Here is a 22,780-nt window from a genome sequence, read left to right as displayed (position 1 = left end):
TATTGGAGGGTGACATGGCTACAGTTACGATACAAGCAGAGGAAGCAAGAAGATTGGTCATACAAAAGCTGACCAAAGCGGGTTTGAAGGAAGAAAGTGCCGTGAAAGTTGCAGAGGTATTAGTGCATGCCGATTTAAGAAATGTTAATTCCCATGGGGTACTGCGAACGGAGCATTATGTAAATCGGATAAAAGCAGGGGGAATCAACCTCGATGCACAGGTTTCCTTTGAAAAGACTGGACCGGTTACAGGTGTGGTCGATGGAGATGACGGATTTGGACATGTCATTGGTGAAGAAGCGATGAAGCATGCAATCGAAATGGCGCGAAATAATGGTGTAGGTATGGTGACCGTGTTTAATAGCACCCATTGCGGAGCGCTAAGCTATTTCGTCCAAAAAGCCACTGATGCCAAGTTAATCGGGATTGCGATGTCGCATACGGATAAGATTGTCGTTCCCTTTGGCGGAAAAACATCATTTTTGGGCACCAACCCAATCGCTTATGGAGTGCCTGCCAAACAGAAGAAGCCGTTTATACTTGATATGGCAACTTCCCATGCTGCCTTGGGGAAAATCCTTCAAGCGCGAGAAGAGGGAACGGAAATTCCAGAAGGCTGGGGAGTGGATGAAAACGGAGCTGCTGTCACGGATCCAAATAAAGTCGCTTCCCTCTCACCTTTCGGAGGTCCAAAAGGGTATGGGTTATCCGTGATTGTCGATGTATTTTCTGGATTATTGGCTGGTGCAGCGTTTGGGCCACATATAGGGAAAATGTATGAAGATCTTGATAAGAAACGGAAACTTGGACATTACTTTTGTGTAATCAATCCTTCTTACTTTACGAATCCGGATGTATTTATAGAGCAAATGGATCGAATGATGGAAGAACTGCAGCAAGTTGAGCCAGCCCCCGGATTCGATCGGGTATACATTCCCGGTGAAATTGAACAAATCAATGAAGAAAAAAACCTAAAAGAAGGTATTACGATAGCTTCGACTGTTTATGAATTTCTTACAAAGTAGGTGAAAGAATGAAAGCGGTTCAAGTACGTAAAGCACATGAATTAGTCATTCAAGAAGTGGATAAACCACAGATTTCAAATCCCAAGGATGTTCTCTTTAAAGTGAAAAGAGTCGGGATATGTGGTTCGGATATGCATATTTACCATGGTACGAATCCCCTTGCAACGTTGCCGCGTGTCGTTGGGCATGAAGTGGCGGGGGAGGTTGTGGAGATTGGTGAAGAAGTTGCCGGCATTAAAGTGGGGGACCACGTTGTTATAGAGCCGATCCGTTACTGCGGGAAATGTTACGCCTGCCGTAAGGGACGCCAAAATGTTTGTGAAACTCTTTCAGTGTTTGGTGTCCATGAAGAAGGTGGAATGAGGGAATGGTGTGTTCTCCCAGACAAACAATTACATGTGGTCGACCCAGACATCGCTTGGGAAGAAGTAGTATTGGCTGAACCTTACACAATTGGTGCCCAGGCGGTTTGGAGGGGGGAGGTCGAGTACGGCGACACGGTCCTTATCCAAGGAGCTGGACCCATTGGTATATGCATATTAAAGATGGCCAAGCTTCAAGGTGCATCGGTAATGATCACGGATTTAAGCGAGGAGCGCCTGAAATTCGCCAAAGAAAGCGGTGCTGATATTACTGTCCATGCCGGAAAAGAAGATGTTCCAAGGCGAGTGGAGGAATGGACGAATTTTGAAGGCGCCAATGTCGTCATAGATGCCGTCTGTTTACCAATGACTTTTGAAATGTCATTCGAGGTAGTTTCCACGGCAGGAAGGATTGTGGTACTGGGATTTGATGAACGCACTGCAGCGATTTCCCAGCTCCCTATCACGAAAAAGGAAGTTTCCGTGAAAGGCTCCAGGCTGCAAACCGACCAGTTCCCTAAAGTGGTCAAATTGTTAAATGAAGGTAAGCTTAGACAAGAAGGATTAGTGACCCATACTTTTTCCCTTGAGGATGTCCAAGAGGCATTCAATTTTGTTGAAAGCCACCCAGAGCAGGTTCGCAAAGCGATCATCGTATTCAATTAAGGGGGATCATAATGGATAAACATTCAATAATCAAGCAAATAACTGAAATGAAGGTTGTCGCCGTCATTCGGGGTCAGCATGCCGAGGAAGCTGCCAAACTGTCTAAAGCAGCTATCGAAGGCGGTATACGTGCAATTGAATTGACGTATACAACACCACAAGTAGAAGAAGTGTTCAAGCAACTGGTAAATACGGACGCCCTCATCGGAGCAGGCTCTGTATTGGATTCCGAAACGGCGCGACATGCCATTTTATCTGGTGCGCAATTCATTGTCAGTCCCTATTTTGTCGAAGGTGTTGCCAAGCTCTGCAATCGATATGGAATTCCATATATGCCTGGTTGCATGACAATTAGGGAAATGGCTACAGCACTTGAGGCGGGCTGTGATATTTTGAAATTATTCCCGGCAAACACCATTGATCCTTCATTCATCAAAAGTGTCAATGGGCCGCTGCCTAATGTAAGGCTAATGCCGACTGGCGGAATTAATTTGGACAATATGAAAGATTGGCTCCGTGCAGGTGCAGTTGCGACAGGAATTGGCAGTGACCTGAATAAAGCTTTTAAGAGCGGCGGCTACGAGGCTGCAGTAGAATTGAGTAAAAAATACATGCAAAAAATTGCGGAATAATGGGGGTGCATGATGAATATTACATTTAGATGGTACGGGAAGGATAATGATACCGTTACGTTGGAACAGGTTAAACAAATTCCTGGAGTCAAGGGGATTGTTTGGGCATTGCACCAAAAACCGGTTGGTGAAGTATGGGAAAAGGAAGAAATCAAAAAGGAAGTTGACTATATCCAATCCTTTGGTTTTCACACGGATGTTGTGGAAAGTGTGAATGTTCATGAATCGATTAAATTGGGAAACCAAGATCGCATGATGTATATCGAGAAATACAAAGAGACGATCCGTAACCTTTCGGAGGTTGGCGTAAAGGTCATTTGTTATAATTTCATGCCGATTTTTGATTGGACACGTACCGAAATGTTTCATCCACTCGAAGATGGTTCCACTGCCCTATTTTATGAAAAAGCAAAAGTGGATACGTTAGATCCACAAGAATTGATCCGTACGGTAGCGGAAGCTTCAGATTTAACGTTACCAGGCTGGGAAGAAGAAAAGATGGAGCGGATTTCGGAATTGTTCGAGGCATATAAACAAGTGGATGAACAACAGCTTTGGGTGAATTTGGAAATATTTCTCCGGGAAATATTACCAGTTGCTGAAGCGTGCGGCATAAAAATGGCTATCCATCCGGATGATCCACCATGGTCCATCTTTGGCTTGCCGCGTATTATTACCGGCGAATCAAGTTATGAAAAACTGATTTCGATTTCGAATTCACCATCGAATGCGTTTACGATGTGCACTGGCTCGATGGGTGCAAACCCAGAAAATGATATGGTTCAAGTAGCTCGAAAATATGCGTATCGTTCTCCTTTCTCCCATATCCGGAATGTTAAAATTTACGAAAACGGTGATTTTGTGGAAACATCGCATTATACACAAGATGGATCGATAAACGTACAGGGTGTTGTTGCAGAATTGAATAAGCAGCATTATACAGGATATGTCAGACCAGACCATGGCCGCCATATATGGGGAGAGGTTTGCCGCCCAGGTTATGGTTTATACGACCGAGCTTTAGGAATCATGTATTTGCTGGGACTATGGGATGCCTATGAAGCTACTAAATTAGGTGGCCGCTCATGATGCCCATCCATGAGAACTTAACAAATAGAGTGGCGGTAATCACTGGCGGCAGCGGTGTATTGTGTTCAAAAATGGCCGTTGAATTGGCTCGTCACGGAGTCAAAATAGCAATATTGAATAGAACGGCAGAAAAAGGTAGGGAAGTGGTCGAGCTCATTGAACGAGATGGCGGCACTGCACTATCCATCGCGACTGACGTATTGGACAGAAGCTCATTGGAAAAGGCAAGAGAGGAAATCAAAAAAACGTTCGGACGTGTGGATTTATTAATAAATGGTGCAGGGGGCAACCATCCAGATGCGATCACAGCTCCTGAGACACATGGCGAAGAAATCGAAGGGAAATCATTTTTCGACTTGAATGAGGATGGCTTCTCGCAAGTTTTTTCCAGTAATTTCACGGGTACATTCCTGGCCAGTCAAGTTTTTGGGAAAGATCTGCTGCAAGTGGAAGCACCAGCCATCGTAAATCTATCTTCCATGAGCTCATACTCGCCAATGACTAAAGTGCCTGCGTATAGTGCTGCCAAGGCATCGATCAATAATTTCACCATGTGGATGGCCGTTCATTTTGCTGAAGAGGGGTTAAGGGTGAATGCCATCGCTCCAGGTTTTTTCCTGACGAAGCAAAATCGAGATTTATTATTAACCGAAGATGGCAGCCTGACGGCTAGATCAAATAAAATCATTACGGCAACACCGATGAAGCGCTTTGGGCAGCCTGAGGATTTACTTGGTACTTTGCTTTGGCTAGCAGATGAAACTTACTCAGGTTTTGTCACGGGGATAACCGTACCGGTCGATGGGGGATTCATGGCTTACTCAGGTGTCTGAATGCCTGATGCCCATACACTATGCATTCAAGTATTGGGTTGACCTTTAGGCAACAGCATTCGTTCAATCGTATGGGAAGCTGACTTTTTTCACTGCATGAGAAGTTGATTGTAAACGACCAATTATTATAATAGAATATTCTTTATATCTGAGCAATTTTGTTTAAAGCAATTAGCGGATAAATGAAATCACACGACAGGAATGAATGATATGAAATCCATTACAATTACTGATGTTGCCAATCATGCAAATGTATCGAAAAGCACGGTTTCCCAATACTTGAACAAGAGATATGAGTATATGAGTGAAAAAACGAGAAAAAAAATCGAAGAAACGATAGAAGAGTTAAACTATCAGCCTAATATCCTTGCACGCAGTTTAAAGCAGAAATCCACTTTTACCGTTGGGGTGGTAGTGGCCAATATTCTACATACTTTTTCTACGCAAGTTATTAGGGCGATAGAGAACTACTTTTACGATCATGGCTTTCATATCATCGTATGTAATGCAGATGACAATCCTGAAAAGGAAAAGAATTATATCGAAATGCTTAGAGCTAAACAAGTCGATGGTATCATCATATTCCCTACGGGGGACAATCTTGATTTATATAAACGCATGAAGCGTGATCAATTTCCGATTGTCTTCATGGATAGAACGATCGAAGAATTAAATATTGCAACGGTCATGCTTGATAATCATTTAGCGTCCAAGCTGGCGGTCGATCGTTTTGTCGACAAGGGTTTCGAAAACATTGCAATCATCACAACCTCGATCATCCGTGATATCAGTCCTCGAATCGAACGGATCCACGGGTACAAAGATGCACTTTCAGCACACGGAATACGATGTAATCCAGATTATATCAAAACAGTGAATGCAGAAGAAATTCCAGATGCGCTTTCAGATTTTTTCGATTTGGAAAAACCGCCTCAAGCGATATTGGCAGGAAATGATATCATCCTTAATGGCGTATTGCGATATATGAAGAAGCACGGAATACATATACCCGAAGATATAGCCGTTATCGGGATAGATGATGTACCGTATGCCAGTTTTTATACACCGACAATCACCACGATTGATCAGCCAGCCATTGAAATGGCTAACTTGGCAGCCGAATTACTGCTTAGCCAAATCAATAAAGAAGAAAATAAGGACACAAGCGTGCATCGATTAAAGCCGACTTTACTTATGAGAAATTCTTGCTAAAGCCAATAGCTCGAATTTTCGTAAAAAAGTAAGCGCTTTTTTACGGGCTGGTCCTAAATCGATTTAGTAATTCAGTGGTTTTTAAATGAAAACGTTATCAGCAGTGAAGCGGCATTTATAAAAACGTATTAGGGGGGTCTTTATGTTTTCAAATGGTAGAGGGATGATCATTGCTTTTTTATTCTTGGCAGGAGTGATAAATTATCTGGATCGGTCTGCACTGTCCATTGCAGCTCCGTTCATTCAAGATGATCTATCCTTAACTGCGACACAAATGGGGATAATATTTAGTAGTTTTTCGGTTGGATACGCCATATTCAACTTCCTTGGCGGAATGGCATCTGATAGATGGGGTGCGAAGCTAACGCTTTTCGTGGCGATGATCGTTTGGTCCTTATTCAGCGGCGCTCTAGTACTGGCTGTTGGATTTGCCAGTATGATTGTCATCCGTATCTTGTTTGGGATGGGCGAAGGACCGCTTTCGGCGACAATCAATAAAATGGTCAATAACTGGTTCCCTGCCAATCAGAGGGCATCCGTGGTTGGCCTAACGAATAGCGGCACGCCGCTTGGCGGTGCAATAGCAGGACCGATCGTTGGATTTATAGCGATTTCCTATGGCTGGAGAGTATCTTTCATCGCCATCATGATCATTGGTCTTATATGGGCGATTTGCTGGTGGAAATTTGCTAAAGAAAAACCTAATGAGTCGATTGAACAGGAAAATCCGGGCAATTCATATGTAGCGGCAGCGACGGAAGGAAAGCTGAAGTTCACTTTTTACTTAAAACAAAAGACTGTTTTATTTACAGCACTCGCCTTTTTTTCGTACAACTATATTTTGTTCTTTTTCTTAACCTGGTTTCCAAGCTACTTGGTGAACGCTCGTGGTCTAAGCGTAGAAAACATGAGTATCATCACTGTGATTCCTTGGATTTTTGGATTCATCGGTCTTGCATTGGGTGGTTTCGTGTCGGATTTCTTCTTTAAGAAGTTTGCACAAAAGGGTGTCTTATTCTCGAGGAAGTTAGTACTTGTAACGTGCTTGTTTTTATCGGCCGTCTGTATTGGCTTTGCAGGGATCGTCACGACAACGGTTTCTGCCGTGACTCTCGTCGCACTATCCGTGTTCTTCCTATATTTGACGGGGGCCATTTACTGGGCAATCATCAATGACGTGGTAGATCCAGATAATGTGGGGTCTGTTGGAGGATTCATGCACTTCCTGGCAAATACGGCGGGAATCATCGGCCCGACTTTAACGGGCTACATCGTCGATACTTCAGGCACATACACCGTCGCCTTCCTGCTTGCAGGCGGATTAGCTATTTTTGCATCGCTTGCAGTCATTCGCTTTGTACGTCCGATAGTAAAGCCTGCGTAATAGATTACTAGCATGGAAGTGTCTACCTTGATGATATTAGGGGAGACACTTCCATTTTACTTGAATGGGAACCGGGGCATGGCTATTGATTGCTAGAAAGGAAAACCTGCGACAAGAGCGATCTCAGGCTTGCGGTTTTTTCTTAGCCTGTTCCATTACGGAATGCGGCAGGTGTCTTATCATTGTATTTTTTAAAGGTGCGATAAAATTGAGGCATGCTTTCAAAGCCGCACATTTCAGCGATGGATGAAACGGTGTGATCCGTTCCCAATAATAATTCCTTCGCTTTTATGATCCTTTTTGTGTTCAAATATACGACTAGTCCGATTCCAGTCGTTTCTTTAAAAACCCTGCTGAAATGAGAGGGGCTGACTGCAGCTTTGTCGGCGAGCATAGTCAAGGTCAACGGTTCACTCAAATGGTCATTTATATGGATCAAGATGGCTTTGAGCCATTCTGGACTATATGTATGGCCAACAAAGGGTGCTTGTTTATCATTGACCCTCGTCCTGTGTAAGTCCAGCATGATTTGATGAACGGTAAGCATGCAGGCATGCTTTGAACCGACTGCATGACTGGTTGATTCTTGATGAATGTGCAGCAGCTGCTCCTCCATTCTTGATCGTTTGTTTTGCGTTAGAGATATTTTGAATTTTTTTCTTTTTTTCGTCAGGTCGAACAAATGTAAATATGAAAATGAATCATCAATCATGTCTTTATAAAGCAAGGTCGGACTGAAAAAGATAATCGTCGAAGTAACCGGTTCGTCCTTATCGGGCAATGCTCTATGAATGGTATTGTTGGGAATCAGGAATACATCCCCTTGCCTCATGTCATAAAACACATCACCGATAAAAAAGGTTCCTTTGCCGCTATAAACATAGACGATTTCATAAAAGTCATGCATATGATCGGACAATTCATTCTGAGGGCTTTTCGTATCTTGAAAGACAAAAACGAATGGGAATAATGCATCATGGTCATATACTTTTGAGGATTTATTCATTTCACTCAGCTCCTGCAAGTATAATACAACAAAAATAAGTATATTTATAGCAAAAAATGCAATTTATATTTCATTTTTTGATGTTAAACTATTAATAGAATAAATATGTAAGGGCTTTCTATTCGCAAGTGGACTTGAACGGTTCAGCGTAGAAAAAGGAGAGGATAAGATGAATAAATTCGTGCAATTGCATGCCGATGATGATGTGGTTATCTCATTGGAAGGAATCCGTAAGGGACAGGACCTCGAGATTCAAGCAAGAGACAAAGGCATTATGCAAATAAAGGCACTTGATGACATTCCCAAAGGCCATAAGATGCTAGTTCGTCCGGTTCATGCGGGAGCTGACATCATTAAATTTGGTTATTCAATCGGTAAAGCGAAAGAACATATAGCTGTTGGTGAGTGGGTTCACACTCATAACCTCCAATCCGGCCTGGAAGGGATATTGGATTATTCCTATCAACCCAGCAGCCCATTGCTAAAAACGGTAAATTCCAGCCAAACGTTCCAAGGGTACATCCGTGAAAATGGGGAAGCGGGTATCCGCAATGAAATCTGGATCATCAATACAGTTGGCTGCATTAATAAAACGTGCGAAGTGCTTGCAAGAATGGGAAATGAACAGTTTAAAGAACGACAAATCGATGGAATTCACCACTTTTCCCATCCGTACGGTTGTTCTCAGTTAGGGGATGATTTGTCACATACACAAAAACTCTTGGCAGCCCTGGCGCAGCATCCGAATGCAGCTGGTGTATTAATAGTAGGATTAGGCTGTGAAAACAACCAGATCGAAGCATTCAAGGAAGTCATCGGAGATTTTTCGCCTAATCGGATCAAATTTTTAAAAGCCCAGGAGGTGAATGATGAATTGGAGGTGGGCTTACGCTTAATCGGGGAGTTAGTGGAGTATGCAAAAGGGTTTGACAGAGTGCCCATTCCGATTTCAAAGTTAAAAATAGGCTTGAAGTGCGGGGGATCCGATGGTTTTTCGGGCATTACAGCTAATCCATTAGTCGGGGCAGTTTCCGATCTTATTGTAGAAAACGGAGGTACAACGATTTTGACGGAAGTGCCTGAAATGTTTGGAGCGGAAACGATATTGATGAACAGGGCAAAGGATGAAGAAACCTTTCAAAAAATCGTTAACCTAGTCAATGATTTTAAACAATACTTCATGCGCCATGATCAGGAGATATATGAAAATCCTTCACCCGGTAATAAAGAAGGTGGCATAAGTACACTGGAGGAAAAATCGCTTGGGTGCACGCAAAAGGGCGGTCATGCTTCGGTTGTGGATGTTAGCGGATATGGAGAAAGGATTGTGAAGCCTGGATTGAATTTAATTAATTCACCCGGTAATGATCTGGTATCCGTGACGGCTTTGGCAGCAGCGGGCGCCCATATCGTTTTATTCACGACTGGAAGAGGCACGCCATTTGGCGGGCCAGTCCCGACGGTCAAGATAGCTACGAATACCGAATTGGCAAATAGGAAAAAGCACTGGATCGATTACAATGCCGGCCAATTAATTGAAGGACAAAGGATGGATGAATTAAAAGAAGATTTGTTCCAATTCATACTTGGGCTTTCATCGGGCACCAGGGAAACGAATAATGAAAAATCCGGATATAGGGAAATCAGCATTTTTAAAGAAGGAGTCATTCTTTAAACAAAAAGGAGTGCTAACCAATGAAAAGTATCGTATGTGAAAAACCATATGCATTCAAGATGATCGAGATGGAAAAACCGGTTCCGAACAAGCAAGAGGCATTGATTCAGATCCGGCGAATAGGAATATGCGGTACGGATATACATGCCTTCGGAGGAAATCAACCCTTTTTCAGCTATCCGAGAATACTTGGTCATGAACTATCCGGCTATATTGAAGAAATACCGGAAAACCCGGAAGGACTGAAGAACGGGGACCAAGTAGCAATCATCCCTTATCTGAATTGCGGGAAATGTATGGCTTGCAGTGTGGGTAAAACGAATTGCTGCAAGGATATGAAAGTGTTAGGTGTACATGCAGAAGGGGGGATGAGTGAATGGATCACCGTTCCTTACGATCATTTGGTGAAAACCGAGGGGCTCACGCTTGATCAATCAGCCATGATTGAACCTCTAAGTATTGGGGCTCATGCGGTCAGGAGGGCAGCCATACATGAAGGGGAATTTGCATTGGTTATCGGTGCAGGCCCGATTGGCTTGGGAGTCATGGCATTTGCTAAAGAAAAAGGTGCAAAAGTGATTGTGATGGACGTAAACGATGAACGACTGGCGTTTGCCCGTAAATGGGCAAAAGTGGATCATACGTTGAACGTTTTGGAGAATCCGTTGGATAAATTGGCCGAGTTGACGAATGGGGATATGCCAAGCGTAGTGTTCGATGCAACTGGAAACGCTAAGTCGATGATGAATTCATTCAAGTACCCCGCCCATGGAGGAAGATTAATATATGTAGGTTTGGTGAAATCGGATATTTGCTTTAACGATCCTGACTTCCACAGTAAAGAGCTTACATTGATGGGAAGCCGAAATGCCACAAGGCAAGATTTTAATGACGTGGTGGATACACTGAAAAACAACCGGTTGGATTTAAGTATGTACATTACACATCGTGCACAGCTGGATGAACTGATCAATCAGTTTGAAGGATGGCTGGCTCCTGAAGCTAAAATGATCAAGGCCATTGTCGAAATGTAAAGGAAGATGGACTATATCATCACTTCCATATAAGAAAGGGGTTTTGTGGTGAACATGAATTCAGCTGATCAGAAGCGGTTAGATCAAGATACAAAGTCTGTCACGCATGCAAAAATGTTGGATTATCCGATAAAAGTGTTGCAGATTGGGGAGGGGAATTTCCTTCGCGGTTTCTTCGATTGGATGATAGCCGAATGCAATAAACAAGGTCATTTCAAAGGAAGCATTGCGGTTACACAGCCCCGTCCTTCCGGAAAAGGGAAAATCGAAGAAATGAAGCAGCAGGATGGGTGTTATACCTTAATGCTGCGTGGGTCTCACCGAGGTGTAAAGGTCGAACATACAGAGGTCATTTCCGTGTTTTCAAAGGTTATAAACCCCTATGAAGACTGGAGGGAGTTTTTGGCGTTAGCCAAAATCCCTACATTGGAATTCATAGTATCGAACACGACGGAGGCCGGGCTTAAATATCAGCCAACGCCTTTAGTGGAAGGAAAGCCAATCGAAGCTTTTCCAGGAAGACTTACCGCTTTTTTATATCAACGTTTTCTTCATTTCGGGGGTGCATCGGATAAAGGACTCATCATGCTTCCTTGTGAGCTTTTGGAAAGAAACGGTGATTCGTTGAAGCAATGTGTGTTAAAGTATTGTACGGATTGGGATTTACCAAAGACATTCATGGATTGGGTCGAGAGGGATAACCTCTTCCTTAACTCGCTTGTAGACCGAATCGTAACAGGTTTCCCAGTCAAAGAGTCGGGTGAATTATATTCCTCATGGGGATATAAGGATACATTGCTGACCACTGCTGAACCTTATCATTTATGGGTCATTGAAGGCGACCCGGACCTCGATAACCGCCTTCCTTTGCAGCGATCAGGCTTGAATGTACGTTGGGTAAAGAACTTGGCACCCTATCAGCTGAGGAAGGTAAGGGTATTAAATGGGTTACATACATTAATGGCACCTCTAGGGATTTTATTTGACATGGAAGAAGTGAAACAAGCCATCGATCATCCGGATTTCCATCATTTGCTCTGTCAGGCAATCAAGGAAGAAATAATCCCCTCCTTGCCTTTTAGTCAGGATGAACTGCTCGAATACGGGGAAAGCGTTATGGAGCGATTTGCAAATCCATATGTTCACCATCTCCTTTCAGACATTTCCTTGAATAGCATGTCAAAGTTTAAAGTGCGCCTCCTTCCTACCTTGGAAGGCTACCATGAATGGAATGGAAGGCTGCCGGCTTCGATAACAAGAGGTTTTGCGGGTCTGCTGCGTTTTTATAAGGGCGAAGTAGTCAATGGGCAGTATATCGGCAAAAGCTTCAAGGGTAAGAAGTACATTATTAAAGACGATTTACCGGTGATCGAATTTTTTCAGAAGCAATGGAGTCTCCACGATCGTAAAGAAATTTCGGCTAAACAATTAATCGAGGCCATCCTGCATAATCAAGAACTATGGGGGAAGGACCTGAACACAATCAAAGGCCTTGCAAAGGAATTGACTCACCACTTGGAAGAGATGATAGAGGGGGCGTCGTCCATCTAAAACTTGTAAAGTAGGCATGAAGTGATGAATATTTTCATGACCTCTTCGTAAGATAGCCAATTATTTGAAAAAAAACAGGTCTATCATTCCTGATTTTTTTCTTTCATTTATTAATAATTTTGGTATACTGAACTAGTGATATATATTATTGGTATATTCTTTAAGGACCTATACCATTGCTCTTCATTCCCGTGAAGGGGAGTAGCGTCAGGGATAACCTGAAATAAAGTCGTCATTACGTGGGAATCCCACCGGCTTTATTGGCCTAATTCATTTAGTGCTTAGCGAGACCTTTGCCATTTATGGCAGAGGTCTCTTTATTTTTGTATTAAAGGAGGAAGATGTGTTGGATTTTTTAACAGGTGAATTTATTTCAGGACTTTTAGCGATCATTATGATAGATTTGGTTCTTGCTGGCGATAATGCCATCCTTATCGGGCTTGCTGCCAGAAAGCTTCCGAAAGATCAGCAAAAAAAGGTGATCATATGGGGAGCTGTCGGGGCAATTGTGATCAGGATCATTGCAACGCTTCTAGTTGTCGTCATCTTGGAGGTTCCCGGGCTTCATTTAATTGGGGGCTTACTTCTAGTATGGATCGCGTACAAGCTACTTATTGATGAAGAAGAACCAGACTTGAAGCCGGCAGACTCGATGTGGGCTGCAATCAAAACAATCATCATTGCCGATGCTTTGATGGGACTGGATAATGTCCTTGCTGTGGCAGGTGCATCACATGGTAACTTCACTTTAGTGGTAATTGGCTTGCTTGTATCAATTCCAGTCGTTATGTATGGCAGCACGTTGATTCTGAAACTAATTGAGCGATTCCCGTTCATCATCATTATCGGGGCAGGAATACTTGGCTGGACTGCTGCCAAGATGATCGTCGCTGAACCCTTCATGCAGGATTACTTTGCCAACCCATTCCTTAAATATGGATTTGAAGCATTAGTAGTCATTGGCATTTTAGTCGCTGGAACCTCCAGGCAGCAAAAAATAGAAAAAGAAAAAGCTAGCAGGGAAAAAATGCAAATCGAACGGAATGGATAACATGTTCCACAAAGAGGCCTTTCACAAATGAATGGCCTCTTTGTTTATATATGGAAGCCCATTAGCATTAAAATGATATAATGGGAATCAATTCTTACGATAAAAGTGGGTCTAAATCGAATTAAAGTGGGTCAAGGTCGAATTAAATTGGGTTTAGGTCGGAAAAAGTTGGGTTTAGGTCGAATTAAAGTGGATTTAGGTCGGAAAAAGTTGGGGTTAGGCCGAATTAAGTGGCTGCAGGCCGAAAAAAGTGGATTTAGGCCGAATTCTAGCGGCTACGAATGAACCGCCATCTATGGATGTGGCTATCGAAATCGTTGAAGCGGCTTTCGATGGGTTTCGGATAGGATGTCGAAAGATTAGGTGAGATATATTAATCGAAAAGGGGAAGTGGCATGAAAGAAAAAATAATAGAAGAGTTAAAGAGAATCGAAGAAACCTATAATGTGAAAATCCTATATGCCTGTGAATCGGGAAGTCGAGCATGGAAATTTCCATCGAAAGATAGTGATTATGATGTGAGGTTCATTTATATTCATAAAAAAGAGTGGTACTTGTCCATTGATCAAAAAAGAGATGTCATTGAGCTGCCTATTAATGATTTATTGGATATCAGCGGTTGGGAGTTAACGAAAGCCCTACGGTTATTCAGAAAATCCAACCCGCCGCTTCATGAATGGTTAAACTCGGGCATCGTATATCATCAAGCTTATTCGATTGCCGATAAGTTGAAGGAAATGAGTAGCATGGTGTTTGTACCTACTGCAGCCTTGTATCATTACTTGAACATGGCCAAGGGCAATTATAGGGATTACTTACAAAATGAACAAGTGAAAATCAAAAAATATTTTTATGTGCTTCGTCCAGTCATGGCATGCCTTTGGATTCAAAAATATAACACCATCCCACCAATCGAGTTTCCAGCATTATTGGACAATATCATTCCAGAGGGTCCATTGAAAACCGAAATTGAAACTTTGCTGATGAGGAAGATAAATGGTGAAGAGTTGGACGTTGAACCTAGAATTGATGTCATTAATGATTTTTTAGAAAATGAAATCGGTCAGTTGACGAACTATACTAAAACATTGCATATAAAACCGGAAGACCCTACAGAGGAATTGGATCAGCTATTTAGAGCTGCTTTAGATGAAGTTTGGAATTGAAAGAGTGCTTGGTTCAATGCCAGAAGGACAGGATTTAAAGTCTTGCTCGTTCTGGCCATGAGAAAATCCATAAGGATGCAATAGGAAAGGGAGAGTGAAAAGCGGGGGAACTTAAAATCCCAGCAGTTTCACTTTAGAAGATATTAGGATATTCTGTTATAATTATATTATCTATTAATCTGTTTGATTTTTCAAAAAACAGGTGAGTTTTTCATCGTGTTTCCTTGGGTGAAAAAGAGAGGGTTACCATGTCTCACATACAATAAACTTTGCAGTGCAGGAAATCAAAATCTCATATAGAATGATGTTATTGATGCAATATCTAAAATTCCGCAAGGGGATGTGGTGGTCATAGTATGGAGTTGTCATCTGAACATAATCAGTATAAAAAAGTACTGATACAATACTTGGAAGAAAATCAAACCATATTTTTAACTGAATGGAACGAGACCATTAAGATCAATGAAATAGATCCCTATAAAGAAAAAATCAAAGAGAATGGATATGGCATGTATGCTTTGGTCATCCGAGCGTTTAGGGGAGACTTGTCTGATGACATGCTGATAAAGTTGGCTCATCAAGTTGCAAAAGAGCGCCTTGAAGCAAATATTAATATCGGGGATTTTCTCTATAATATTAATTTAGGGAGAAATATCATCATAAGGAACATTTTTGGAGCGAATATCCCCATTTCTTATTTGCAGGAATTCATTAATGCCATTAATGTACACTTTGATACATTCAGTTATCATGCCGTAACGAAGTATACAAATCTTACGAATGAGTTGATCGAGGAAAAAAAGTCTTATATCAGTGAAAATCATAAAGATAAATTGGCGGTGCTTGGGCAAATATCCTCTAGCTTTGTACATGAGTTCAGGAACCCGCTGACAGCCATTATGGGTTTCAATAAATTACTGAAGCGTGAGAATCCACAATTGAAATATTTGGATATCATTGACTATGAATTGAATCAGTTGAATTTCAGGATAACTCAATTCCTTCATACTTCGAAATCTGATTTTAATGAGGAGCAAAGAGAGGAAATTTCCGTGATGAATTTAATTGAAGAGATACAGGAACTGACATATGCCAATATTGTGGATGCGAGCGTTAATGTTGAAATAGATATTTATCCGAACTTCTTCATGACAGCCAGCAAGGATGGATTGAAGCAAGTGTTTTTAAATCTCTTTATAAATTCCATTGATGCATTAAAGGACAAAGAACACCCTAGAATTTTGAAGGTACACTCTTTAATAGAAGAAAATGAACGAATCATTCGTATTTCTAATAATGGGCCTGTCATTGCCAGTGAACTGATTGAAACCATTTTCGAACCCTTTGTCACCACTAAAGAGTTAGGAACAGGAATTGGTTTATACGTATGTAAAAAAATCATCGAGAGCAATGATGGATATATGAATTGTCAGTCCAACGACGACTTAACCACATTCAGTATCCACTTCCCATATGACGGATAGTGAACTTGACTTGGGTTGATACATAAATTAGATAAAATTTTACATATTCGATTTTTTGCGTGTACATAATAGGTTAGGAACCAAACACAGTTCCCGGCTTGAAAAAAGGAAAATAGCTTAATTAATTGGAAGATGCCGATATCCATGCAATGAATCGAGGCATCTTCTTTGGCTTATCATGAAAAAAAATCGCGCTGCATTTCATCAGCTCGGATTTCTTATACCGATTCAAAATTGAATCTAATGCTTTATCCAATAGCATCATATCCCTCGATATAGCCCACCTTTTTTTGGCATGGATATTGCTTTTTAATATATTAAGCTTGACCAAATGATGTAGGGGAGGGGTAGGAGAATAATGGGAATGGCGCGGCGTATCGCTGCGGAGGAAAGTAGCGGTCCTTAGACCTTCTAATTTTTCCAAATGTACATATGAATTTTACTGATCGACCATTCACTCGATCTTGTTTCAAACTGTGAAGGAAAAGGACATATCCTATCAGCTAAAGAATGAATGATTTCCGCTGGTGCCACGGCAAAGGAAAAGGCACGATGACAAAAAGGAATACTGACAGTTTAAAGGATGGTGACGAAAGTGGCTTTTCAAACAAATGAACTGAAGCATGGTCTAAAGACGAGACACGTGACCATGATTTCCATTGGCGGAGTTATCGGGGCAGGCTTATTTATCGGAAGTGGCACGATCATCGGTTCTGCAGGTCCAGGCGCCATTTTATCCTATATCATTGCAGGGCTGATGATTGTCCTTATTATGCGCATGCTAGGTGAAATGGCTGTAGTCAATCCTGATAGTGGGTCTTTTTCAACCTATGCACATCAAGCATTAGGTCCTTGGGCTGGATATACGATTGGCTGGCTGTACTGGTTCAACTGGGTCATCATCATTGCCATTGAGACGACATTATTGGGTACCATGATACATGAGTGGGTTCCTTCCATCCCCATGTGGACTGCTAGTTTATCTTTTCCCATACTGATGACGATCACGAATATTTATTCTGTAAAAGCCTACGGGGAATTTGAATACTGGTTAGCCTTTATGAAAGTTACGGCCATAGTTATCTTCTTGTTCCTAGGTGCAGCCATGATATTCGGGTTTGTCCCAGGATTCGATTCTCCTGGCCTTTCCAACATTTCAAGCGAAGGCGGCCTTTTCCCTAATGGTTTTCTCCCTGTTCTTCTAAGTGTCATATTCATTACTTTCTCATTATCGGGTAGTGAGGTGGCGGCCATTGCCGCAGGAGAATCGGAAAACCCGGAAAAAAATATCATGAGGGCGATAAATGCAGTTGTATGGCGTCTGCTCCTTTTCTTCGTCGGCTCAGTGGCTGTATTGGTAATCGTTATTCCTCAAGGAGCGGAAGAGTTATTGAAAACACCATATGCCAGCGTATTTGATATGGCAGGCCTTCCTGCCGCTGGTCAAGTCATGAATGTCGTTATTTTCATATCGTTGCTTTCCGTTTTGAATTCTGGACTATACACAAGCTCACGTATGTTGTACTCCTTATCAAAAAAAGGAGATGCACCCAAAATCCTTTCTCGGGTGAATAAGCGGGGAATTCCTATCTGGGCGTTGATGGCCAGCGTATTCTTTGCATATGTGTGCACCACTTTTAAATTTGTCTCCCCTGATAAATTGTTTGCCTTTCTCGCAAATAGCTCGGGCGGAGTGACCATGATCATGTATATCTTTATCGCTTTTTCCCATCTGTATTTACGGAATAAGACGGAAAAAGAAAACCCAGGAACACTCAAAGTGAAAATGTGGCTTTTCCCCTACTTAACCTATGCTACCATTGCTATCTTGTTTATCATATTCGTTGCGCAAGCCTTCATTGATTCCATGAGGCTGCAATTCTTTCTCACGACCCTTCTCGCCGTTCTCGTTATCGGATCATACTTTCTGTTTTATCATAAGAAAGCGGTCACCATTGCTGAGCCACGTGAACAACTGAAAAAGATTCAATAGACCATACAGCGTGATGCACCATTTCGGCAATAGAAGATTGAATATTCAATGAACACGGGGTGTCCAATAGTCGGAAAGTCGATATATTGGGCAGCTCTTTGTTGATTTTTATGAAGATGGGTCCCCTTCTTATTTTATAATATTTTTCATGGTAGTCTCGTGCCTTTCGTTTCATTCCGCTCGTTTGAACATAAGGGATTCTGATTGCCTGAAATTTTGAGTGGGAAATTTGGCTCGTTGCTTTTTTAGTGGTAAAAAAATTGGCCACATAGAAGGGAGTGTATCCATCTCACTACAGGCACTTAGAGTTCGGGAGAGCCATCACGTCATGCAAGTTTAACATATGATCTTGATTCATTTGCATCTTGGAGATCCTTTGCTAAAATATAATCATATACATAAGATTAGGAGTGGTGACTGTGGCTGATACTCCAGCTGAAGAATTGGTTCATTATATTGCCCCGAAAGGCGAGTTTATCTCATTTGTAGATGATGAGGACTATATCTCTAAAGGATTGGAATGGAAATTATTCACTGCACGATCGGTAAAAAGGGAACTGCTATATAAAAGCGGGAGCTATCAAGGGAAGGTGAAATTGGCAGGGTACGAACAATATGGGAACGGCCTTGATACGGTTATCGTTGAATTTGAAAATGGGATGCTGAGCTGCATTAATCCTTCCTATTTAAAAGAAATGCAAAGTGCTAATTTTGGGAAAGAGTTGTTGAGTGGACCTGTTTCCGACGTAACCTCAATTTCAAGTGAAACGAAAACGGAAAAGGAAGCGTCCATGACGAAACCTTCCAAGCCTTTAAGTGAGGATCATCCAAAAAAGGAAAAAACAAAAAGCAAAAAGGCAACTGCAAAACCCAAATTGGATTTACCAGCTGAAAAAGTGCACTTTACTGCAATAATCAAGGAATTCACGGCGAAGATGAACCATTTTACGGGTGAAGAAGACGAAGTCATCCTGCTGTCGGAAGTTAAAGTTACAACAGAACCGGAACTAGCAATCGGCGATGCTTGGTGCGGTTATAGCAAGACATTGAAAAAAGCTGAGCTAGAAGAAGGCGACCAAATTGAATTTGATGGTAAAGTCGTCGACAAGAAATATAATAAGGAAATTCGATATAAAGTCAATAATCCATCAAAGCTGGTAAAACGGGTGGAAGCTTGAAATAAAAAGCTGATTCTTGCATGTTCGGGAGTAGGCATATCGCTTACTGCCTTTTTTGTTTCGCAGTTAAGGATGAAGGTGTCCAAGCATCCAAGCTTATTCCTTCTCACATTACAAGGCATCAATTGCATAGAACGTCGTTTTTCCCTTTTGTGGTTTCAGCCAAGCCAGTGTTGGGGATAATACATTATGATAATGGATTTATAAATAGAACTGGGGGGACTCTTATTGAAGGAATTGTTCCAATTATTAAAGCAAGGCAACAAATCGGCATTCACTGCTGCCTGCGTGAATAGCATCATTGCCATCTTAAAGGGAATCGCTTATATCATGACAGGGAATGTCGCTATGTTTGCAGAAACATTACATACGTTGGGAGATGCCGCGAACCAGTTTTTCGTATTCATCGGTTCAGCATTAAGTAAAAAATCACCAACAGATCGATTTCCGGATGGATTCGGACGTTTGGTCAACCTCGTGCTTTTAGGTGCAGTACTTGTTGTCGGGATCATGTCCTATGAAACGATCAAAGAAGGGTTCCATCACATTTTGCACCCTGTACACTCAACTGGACTCATCATTAACTTGTCCGTTTTATCCTTGGCGGTCGTGTTGGAATCATATGTTTTATTTAAAGCGATGAAGGAAGTCGTGCATGAGACTGGGATTGAAGCAACAGGAACAGCCATCATCTTTAAAAGCTTTGCTGGTTTGAAACGGGCAAAACCAGCGACGAAATTAGTATTCATGGAAGATATGGTCGCAACTGGAGGCGGGCTTCTTGCGATTCTTGCGATTCTGTTAGCGAACTTCACCCCTTTCATTCAAGCGGAAGGTGTCGCTTCGGTCATGATTGGTCTTGGCATGTTTTATGTGGTTGGCCGGGTTTTCCTTGACAATGCAGCAGGCGCTCTTGGGGAAGCGGATATAGAAATGCGGCAAAAAATCGGTAGCATGGTCATGAGTGATCCGGATGTCAGAGACATTCAGAAACTTGCGGTATTAAAAGAAGGTGAAGACTTTCACGTTGAATTGGAAGTGGAGCTCGATCCCCATATTTCAATTGCGGAAGCGGATGACATTAAAGATCGCCTGTTTGATGAAATATTCAAGGAGCGGGGAGTGACGGATGTCATTATAGAGTTCGACGAAAATGACGGGGTTCCTAAATGGGAAGGACAAATCAAAAAAGAATTGGATGAAATAGAAAAAGAAAAGCAGTAATGATTTATACTGACCTCTACTTGTAGGTAAAGCGCAATTGACTAAGGTCATGATTATTTCATGGCCTCCTTTTCAAATGATGCTGATTTAAACGCTCCCGCAGCAAATTAACTAGTTTGTTTATTTTGCTGCAAGGAGAAGGGCTTAATCTTGCTCACAAGGAACTGTTCAATTGCTCACGTTCTTTCCTTATTAACAAAAAATAAGCTATCATGGTATGAAGTACATAGGGAAGATTTACGAAAGGGTGAAGAAAATGATGAAACCAGAAATTAAGCTGGTCGCGTTAGACATGGATGGAACGCTCCTGAATCAAGCTGGGGAGATTTCCGAAGAAAATAGGAAAGCGATCAAAGAAGCAGAAGAACAAGGTGTGTTTGTAGTATTGAGCACAGGAAGATCTTATGCGACCTGCAGTGATTTTGCAAAGTCAATGGCACTCAGATCCTATCTCATTACGGTAAATGGAAGCGAGATTTTCGATAATCAAGGAAAATTGGTCGAAAGAAATATCGTGGATACCGAGTCCATTCAATGGATGTGGGAATTAAGCCAAAAGCATGACACGCATTTTTGGGCCATAAGCTGCGATCATGTATACAGAGCCGAAATGCCTGAAAAAATCTACGATTCCGAATGGCTTAAATTCGGATTCGATACAGAAGATGAGGCAACCCGCCAAATCATCATGGATGAATTGGTTTCAAGGGGCAACCTGGAAATCAGCAATTCAAGTCCCACTAATATTGAAGTGAATGCCATGGGCGTAAATAAAGCGAAAGCGATAACACTTGTCTGCTCATTGCTTAATATCACGATGGATCAGGTAATGGCAGTAGGAGACAGCCTTAATGACCTAGCGATGATTTCTGAGGCGAAGCTGGGAGTCGCGATGGGAAATGCACAAGCTAAAGTGAAGGAAAAGGCAGATTGGGTCACAGCAACGAATGAAGAAGATGGGGTTGCGAAGGCGATTCGTAAATGGGTCCTTACCAATTAAATTGAAACCGTGTATGGAGCGTTCTCCATATACGGTTTTTTTATTGAAATCTTTTTCATTCCATATTGGTTAAGGGCTTCGTAATTAATTTCTTGAAAATTCCGCATTTTAGAAGTATGATAATCTTGTTAAGTTATATTTTGGTAATATATTAATAGTGGGAGGTTTCGTAAATGAGTAGAACTTTGCCTGAACAGTGGTGGAATCAATTAACTCTGCCAGTCATCTCAGCACCTATGTTCTTGATATCAGGTCCTGAGCTAGTAAAAGAATGTTGCTTGAATGGTGTGATTGGCTCTTTTCCAGCGCCGAATGCACGCCCGATAGAAGTGCTTGACCAATGGATGGGCGATATAAGCGACACATTGGAGGCTGCAAGGGATAAAGATCCGGACAGCAAGGTTGCACCATGGGCAATGAATATGGTGGTCCATCGTACATATAGCCGACTGGAAGAAGAGTTGGAACTGGTCAAAAAACATCAACCTCCAATCATCATTACATCCTTAGGTTCTCCTAAGCATGTGGTGGACGTCGTACACAGCTATGGCGGGCTAGTCTTTTCGGATGTCAGCAGTGTGGAATTCGCCAAAAAAGCTGCCGATTCCGGAGTGGATGGTTTGATCCTGGTAGCTGCAGGAGCTGGCGGCCATGCAGGTGATATTAATAGCTTTGCATTCGTGGACAGCGTCAGGACCTTCTGGGATGGCATCATACTCCTAGCCGGCTCGATAAGCACCGGTCACAGTATCCTGGCCGCTCAAGCTGCTGGAGCAGATCTTGCTTATATGGGCACGCGTTTTATTGTAGCGAAGGAGAGCAGGGCAAATGATGAGTATCGTGAAATGCTTGTCGATTCGGATCATGATGATATCATTTTGACTGATGCATTTTCAGGCGTTAATTGCAATATGCTGAAGCCGAGCATCAGAAAGGAAGGCATGGACCCCGAACAGTTGGCCAAAAAAGAGAAGGTGGATTTTGACAGCATGTCCAAGACATCAGAGTCAAAGGCGTGGCGTGACATCTGGTCGGCAGGACATGGCGTTGGAGCGATAAAAAAAATCGATACTGCTGCCGGCATCATAAAGCAACTGGAAAAAGAGTATCACGATTCTCTAGGGAAATTGACGAGGCAGGCGGAGAAATTGAGAGGCATCACCTCCAAATGATTTGAAAGCGCTTCATTATTTTATTTGGAAATAATTTTATGAT

Annotated in this window: 19 protein-coding genes; 18 read left to right on the top strand and 1 reads right to left on the bottom strand. The window is 42.1% G+C overall.

Features of this window, described 5'->3' with window-relative positions:
• Nucleotides 1-14: 14 nt before the first annotated feature.
• The 7 genes from allD (at nt 15) to ABE28_RS12485 (ending at nt 7,203) form a co-directional block, all read left to right on the top strand.
• Nucleotides 15-1,025, top strand: coding sequence for an ureidoglycolate dehydrogenase (allD, locus tag ABE28_RS12515; protein ID WP_064464803.1), 1,011 nt, complete (start codon nt 15-17; stop codon nt 1,023-1,025).
• A gap of 8 nt (nt 1,026-1,033) precedes the next feature.
• On the top strand, nt 1,034-2,053 hold the full coding sequence (locus ABE28_RS12510) for a zinc-binding alcohol dehydrogenase family protein (RefSeq protein WP_064464805.1): 1,020 nt from the start codon (nt 1,034-1,036) through the stop codon (nt 2,051-2,053).
• 11 nt (nt 2,054-2,064) lie between these two features.
• Entirely contained in the window at nt 2,065-2,685 is a 621-nt protein-coding gene (locus ABE28_RS12505; protein WP_064464807.1) for a bifunctional 2-keto-4-hydroxyglutarate aldolase/2-keto-3-deoxy-6-phosphogluconate aldolase, read from the top strand.
• Nucleotides 2,686-2,697: 12 nt separating this feature from the next.
• On the top strand, nt 2,698-3,774 hold the full coding sequence (uxuA, locus tag ABE28_RS12500) for a mannonate dehydratase (RefSeq protein ID WP_064464809.1): 1,077 nt from the start codon (nt 2,698-2,700) through the stop codon (nt 3,772-3,774).
• A complete protein-coding gene (locus ABE28_RS12495) occupies nt 3,771-4,607 on the top strand; it encodes an SDR family oxidoreductase (RefSeq protein ID WP_064464811.1) in 837 nt (278 codons plus the stop codon). Before uxuA ends, ABE28_RS12495 begins: the two co-directional genes overlap by 4 nt.
• A gap of 210 nt (nt 4,608-4,817) precedes the next feature.
• Nucleotides 4,818-5,819: a LacI family DNA-binding transcriptional regulator gene (locus ABE28_RS12490; protein ID WP_064464813.1), complete on the top strand. Its 1,002-nt coding sequence runs from the start codon at nt 4,818-4,820 to the stop codon at nt 5,817-5,819.
• A 142-nt stretch (nt 5,820-5,961) separates the two neighbouring features.
• A complete protein-coding gene (locus ABE28_RS12485) occupies nt 5,962-7,203 on the top strand; it encodes an MFS transporter (protein ID WP_064464815.1) in 1,242 nt (413 codons plus the stop codon).
• Between the two features lie 142 nt (nt 7,204-7,345).
• Here ABE28_RS12485 and ABE28_RS12480 read toward each other — a convergent pair whose 3' ends face one another.
• A complete protein-coding gene (locus ABE28_RS12480) occupies nt 7,346-8,209 on the bottom strand; it encodes an AraC family transcriptional regulator (protein ID WP_064464817.1) in 864 nt (287 codons plus the stop codon).
• Between the two features lie 169 nt (nt 8,210-8,378).
• On the opposite strand from ABE28_RS12480, the gene ABE28_RS12475 reads away from it, so the two are divergent.
• The 11 genes from ABE28_RS12475 to ABE28_RS12425 all read left to right on the top strand — a co-directional run bounded on the left by ABE28_RS12475 (nt 8,379) and on the right by ABE28_RS12425 (nt 22,737).
• Nucleotides 8,379-9,884, top strand: a complete 1,506-nt coding sequence (locus tag ABE28_RS12475; protein WP_064464819.1) for a UxaA family hydrolase — start codon at nt 8,379-8,381, stop codon at nt 9,882-9,884.
• 20 nt (nt 9,885-9,904) lie between these two features.
• Nucleotides 9,905-10,918, top strand: a complete 1,014-nt coding sequence (locus tag ABE28_RS12470) for a zinc-binding alcohol dehydrogenase family protein (RefSeq protein ID WP_064464821.1) — start codon at nt 9,905-9,907, stop codon at nt 10,916-10,918.
• A 54-nt stretch (nt 10,919-10,972) separates the two neighbouring features.
• Nucleotides 10,973-12,469, top strand: coding sequence for a tagaturonate reductase (locus tag ABE28_RS12465; RefSeq protein WP_064464823.1), 1,497 nt, complete (start codon nt 10,973-10,975; stop codon nt 12,467-12,469).
• A gap of 346 nt (nt 12,470-12,815) precedes the next feature.
• Entirely contained in the window at nt 12,816-13,520 is a 705-nt protein-coding gene (locus ABE28_RS12460; protein ID WP_064464825.1) for a TerC family protein, read from the top strand.
• A gap of 395 nt (nt 13,521-13,915) precedes the next feature.
• The gene (locus tag ABE28_RS12455) at nt 13,916-14,686 is read left to right on the top strand and encodes a nucleotidyltransferase domain-containing protein (RefSeq protein WP_064464827.1); all 771 of its coding nucleotides are present in this window, start codon (nt 13,916-13,918) and stop codon (nt 14,684-14,686) included.
• Nucleotides 14,687-15,042: 356 nt separating this feature from the next.
• Nucleotides 15,043-16,170 carry a histidine kinase N-terminal domain-containing protein gene (locus ABE28_RS12450; protein ID WP_064464829.1) on the top strand — a complete coding sequence of 376 codons (1,128 nt, stop codon included), beginning with the start codon at nt 15,043-15,045 and terminating at the stop codon, nt 16,168-16,170.
• Nucleotides 16,171-16,753: 583 nt separating this feature from the next.
• On the top strand, nt 16,754-18,163 hold the full coding sequence (locus ABE28_RS12445) for an amino acid permease (protein ID WP_064464831.1): 1,410 nt from the start codon (nt 16,754-16,756) through the stop codon (nt 18,161-18,163).
• A 419-nt stretch (nt 18,164-18,582) separates the two neighbouring features.
• Complete coding sequence (locus tag ABE28_RS12440; RefSeq protein WP_083232069.1) at nt 18,583-19,341, top strand: hypothetical protein; 759 nt, start codon at nt 18,583-18,585, stop codon at nt 19,339-19,341.
• Nucleotides 19,342-19,569: 228 nt separating this feature from the next.
• Nucleotides 19,570-20,565, top strand: coding sequence for a cation diffusion facilitator family transporter (locus ABE28_RS12435; RefSeq protein ID WP_064464833.1), 996 nt, complete (start codon nt 19,570-19,572; stop codon nt 20,563-20,565).
• 259 nt (nt 20,566-20,824) lie between these two features.
• The gene (locus ABE28_RS12430) at nt 20,825-21,565 is read left to right on the top strand and encodes a Cof-type HAD-IIB family hydrolase (RefSeq protein WP_083232251.1); all 741 of its coding nucleotides are present in this window, start codon (nt 20,825-20,827) and stop codon (nt 21,563-21,565) included.
• A 173-nt stretch (nt 21,566-21,738) separates the two neighbouring features.
• The gene (locus ABE28_RS12425) at nt 21,739-22,737 is read left to right on the top strand and encodes an NAD(P)H-dependent flavin oxidoreductase (protein WP_064464836.1); all 999 of its coding nucleotides are present in this window, start codon (nt 21,739-21,741) and stop codon (nt 22,735-22,737) included.
• Nucleotides 22,738-22,780: the final 43 nt, after the last annotated feature.

It is taken from the genome of Peribacillus muralis, from assembly GCF_001645685.2.
Classification (GTDB): domain Bacteria; phylum Bacillota; class Bacilli; order Bacillales; family DSM-1321; genus Peribacillus; species Peribacillus muralis_A.
The sequence above is the reverse complement of the archived record's forward strand: the minus strand, read 5'-3'. Positions and strand labels throughout refer to the sequence as shown.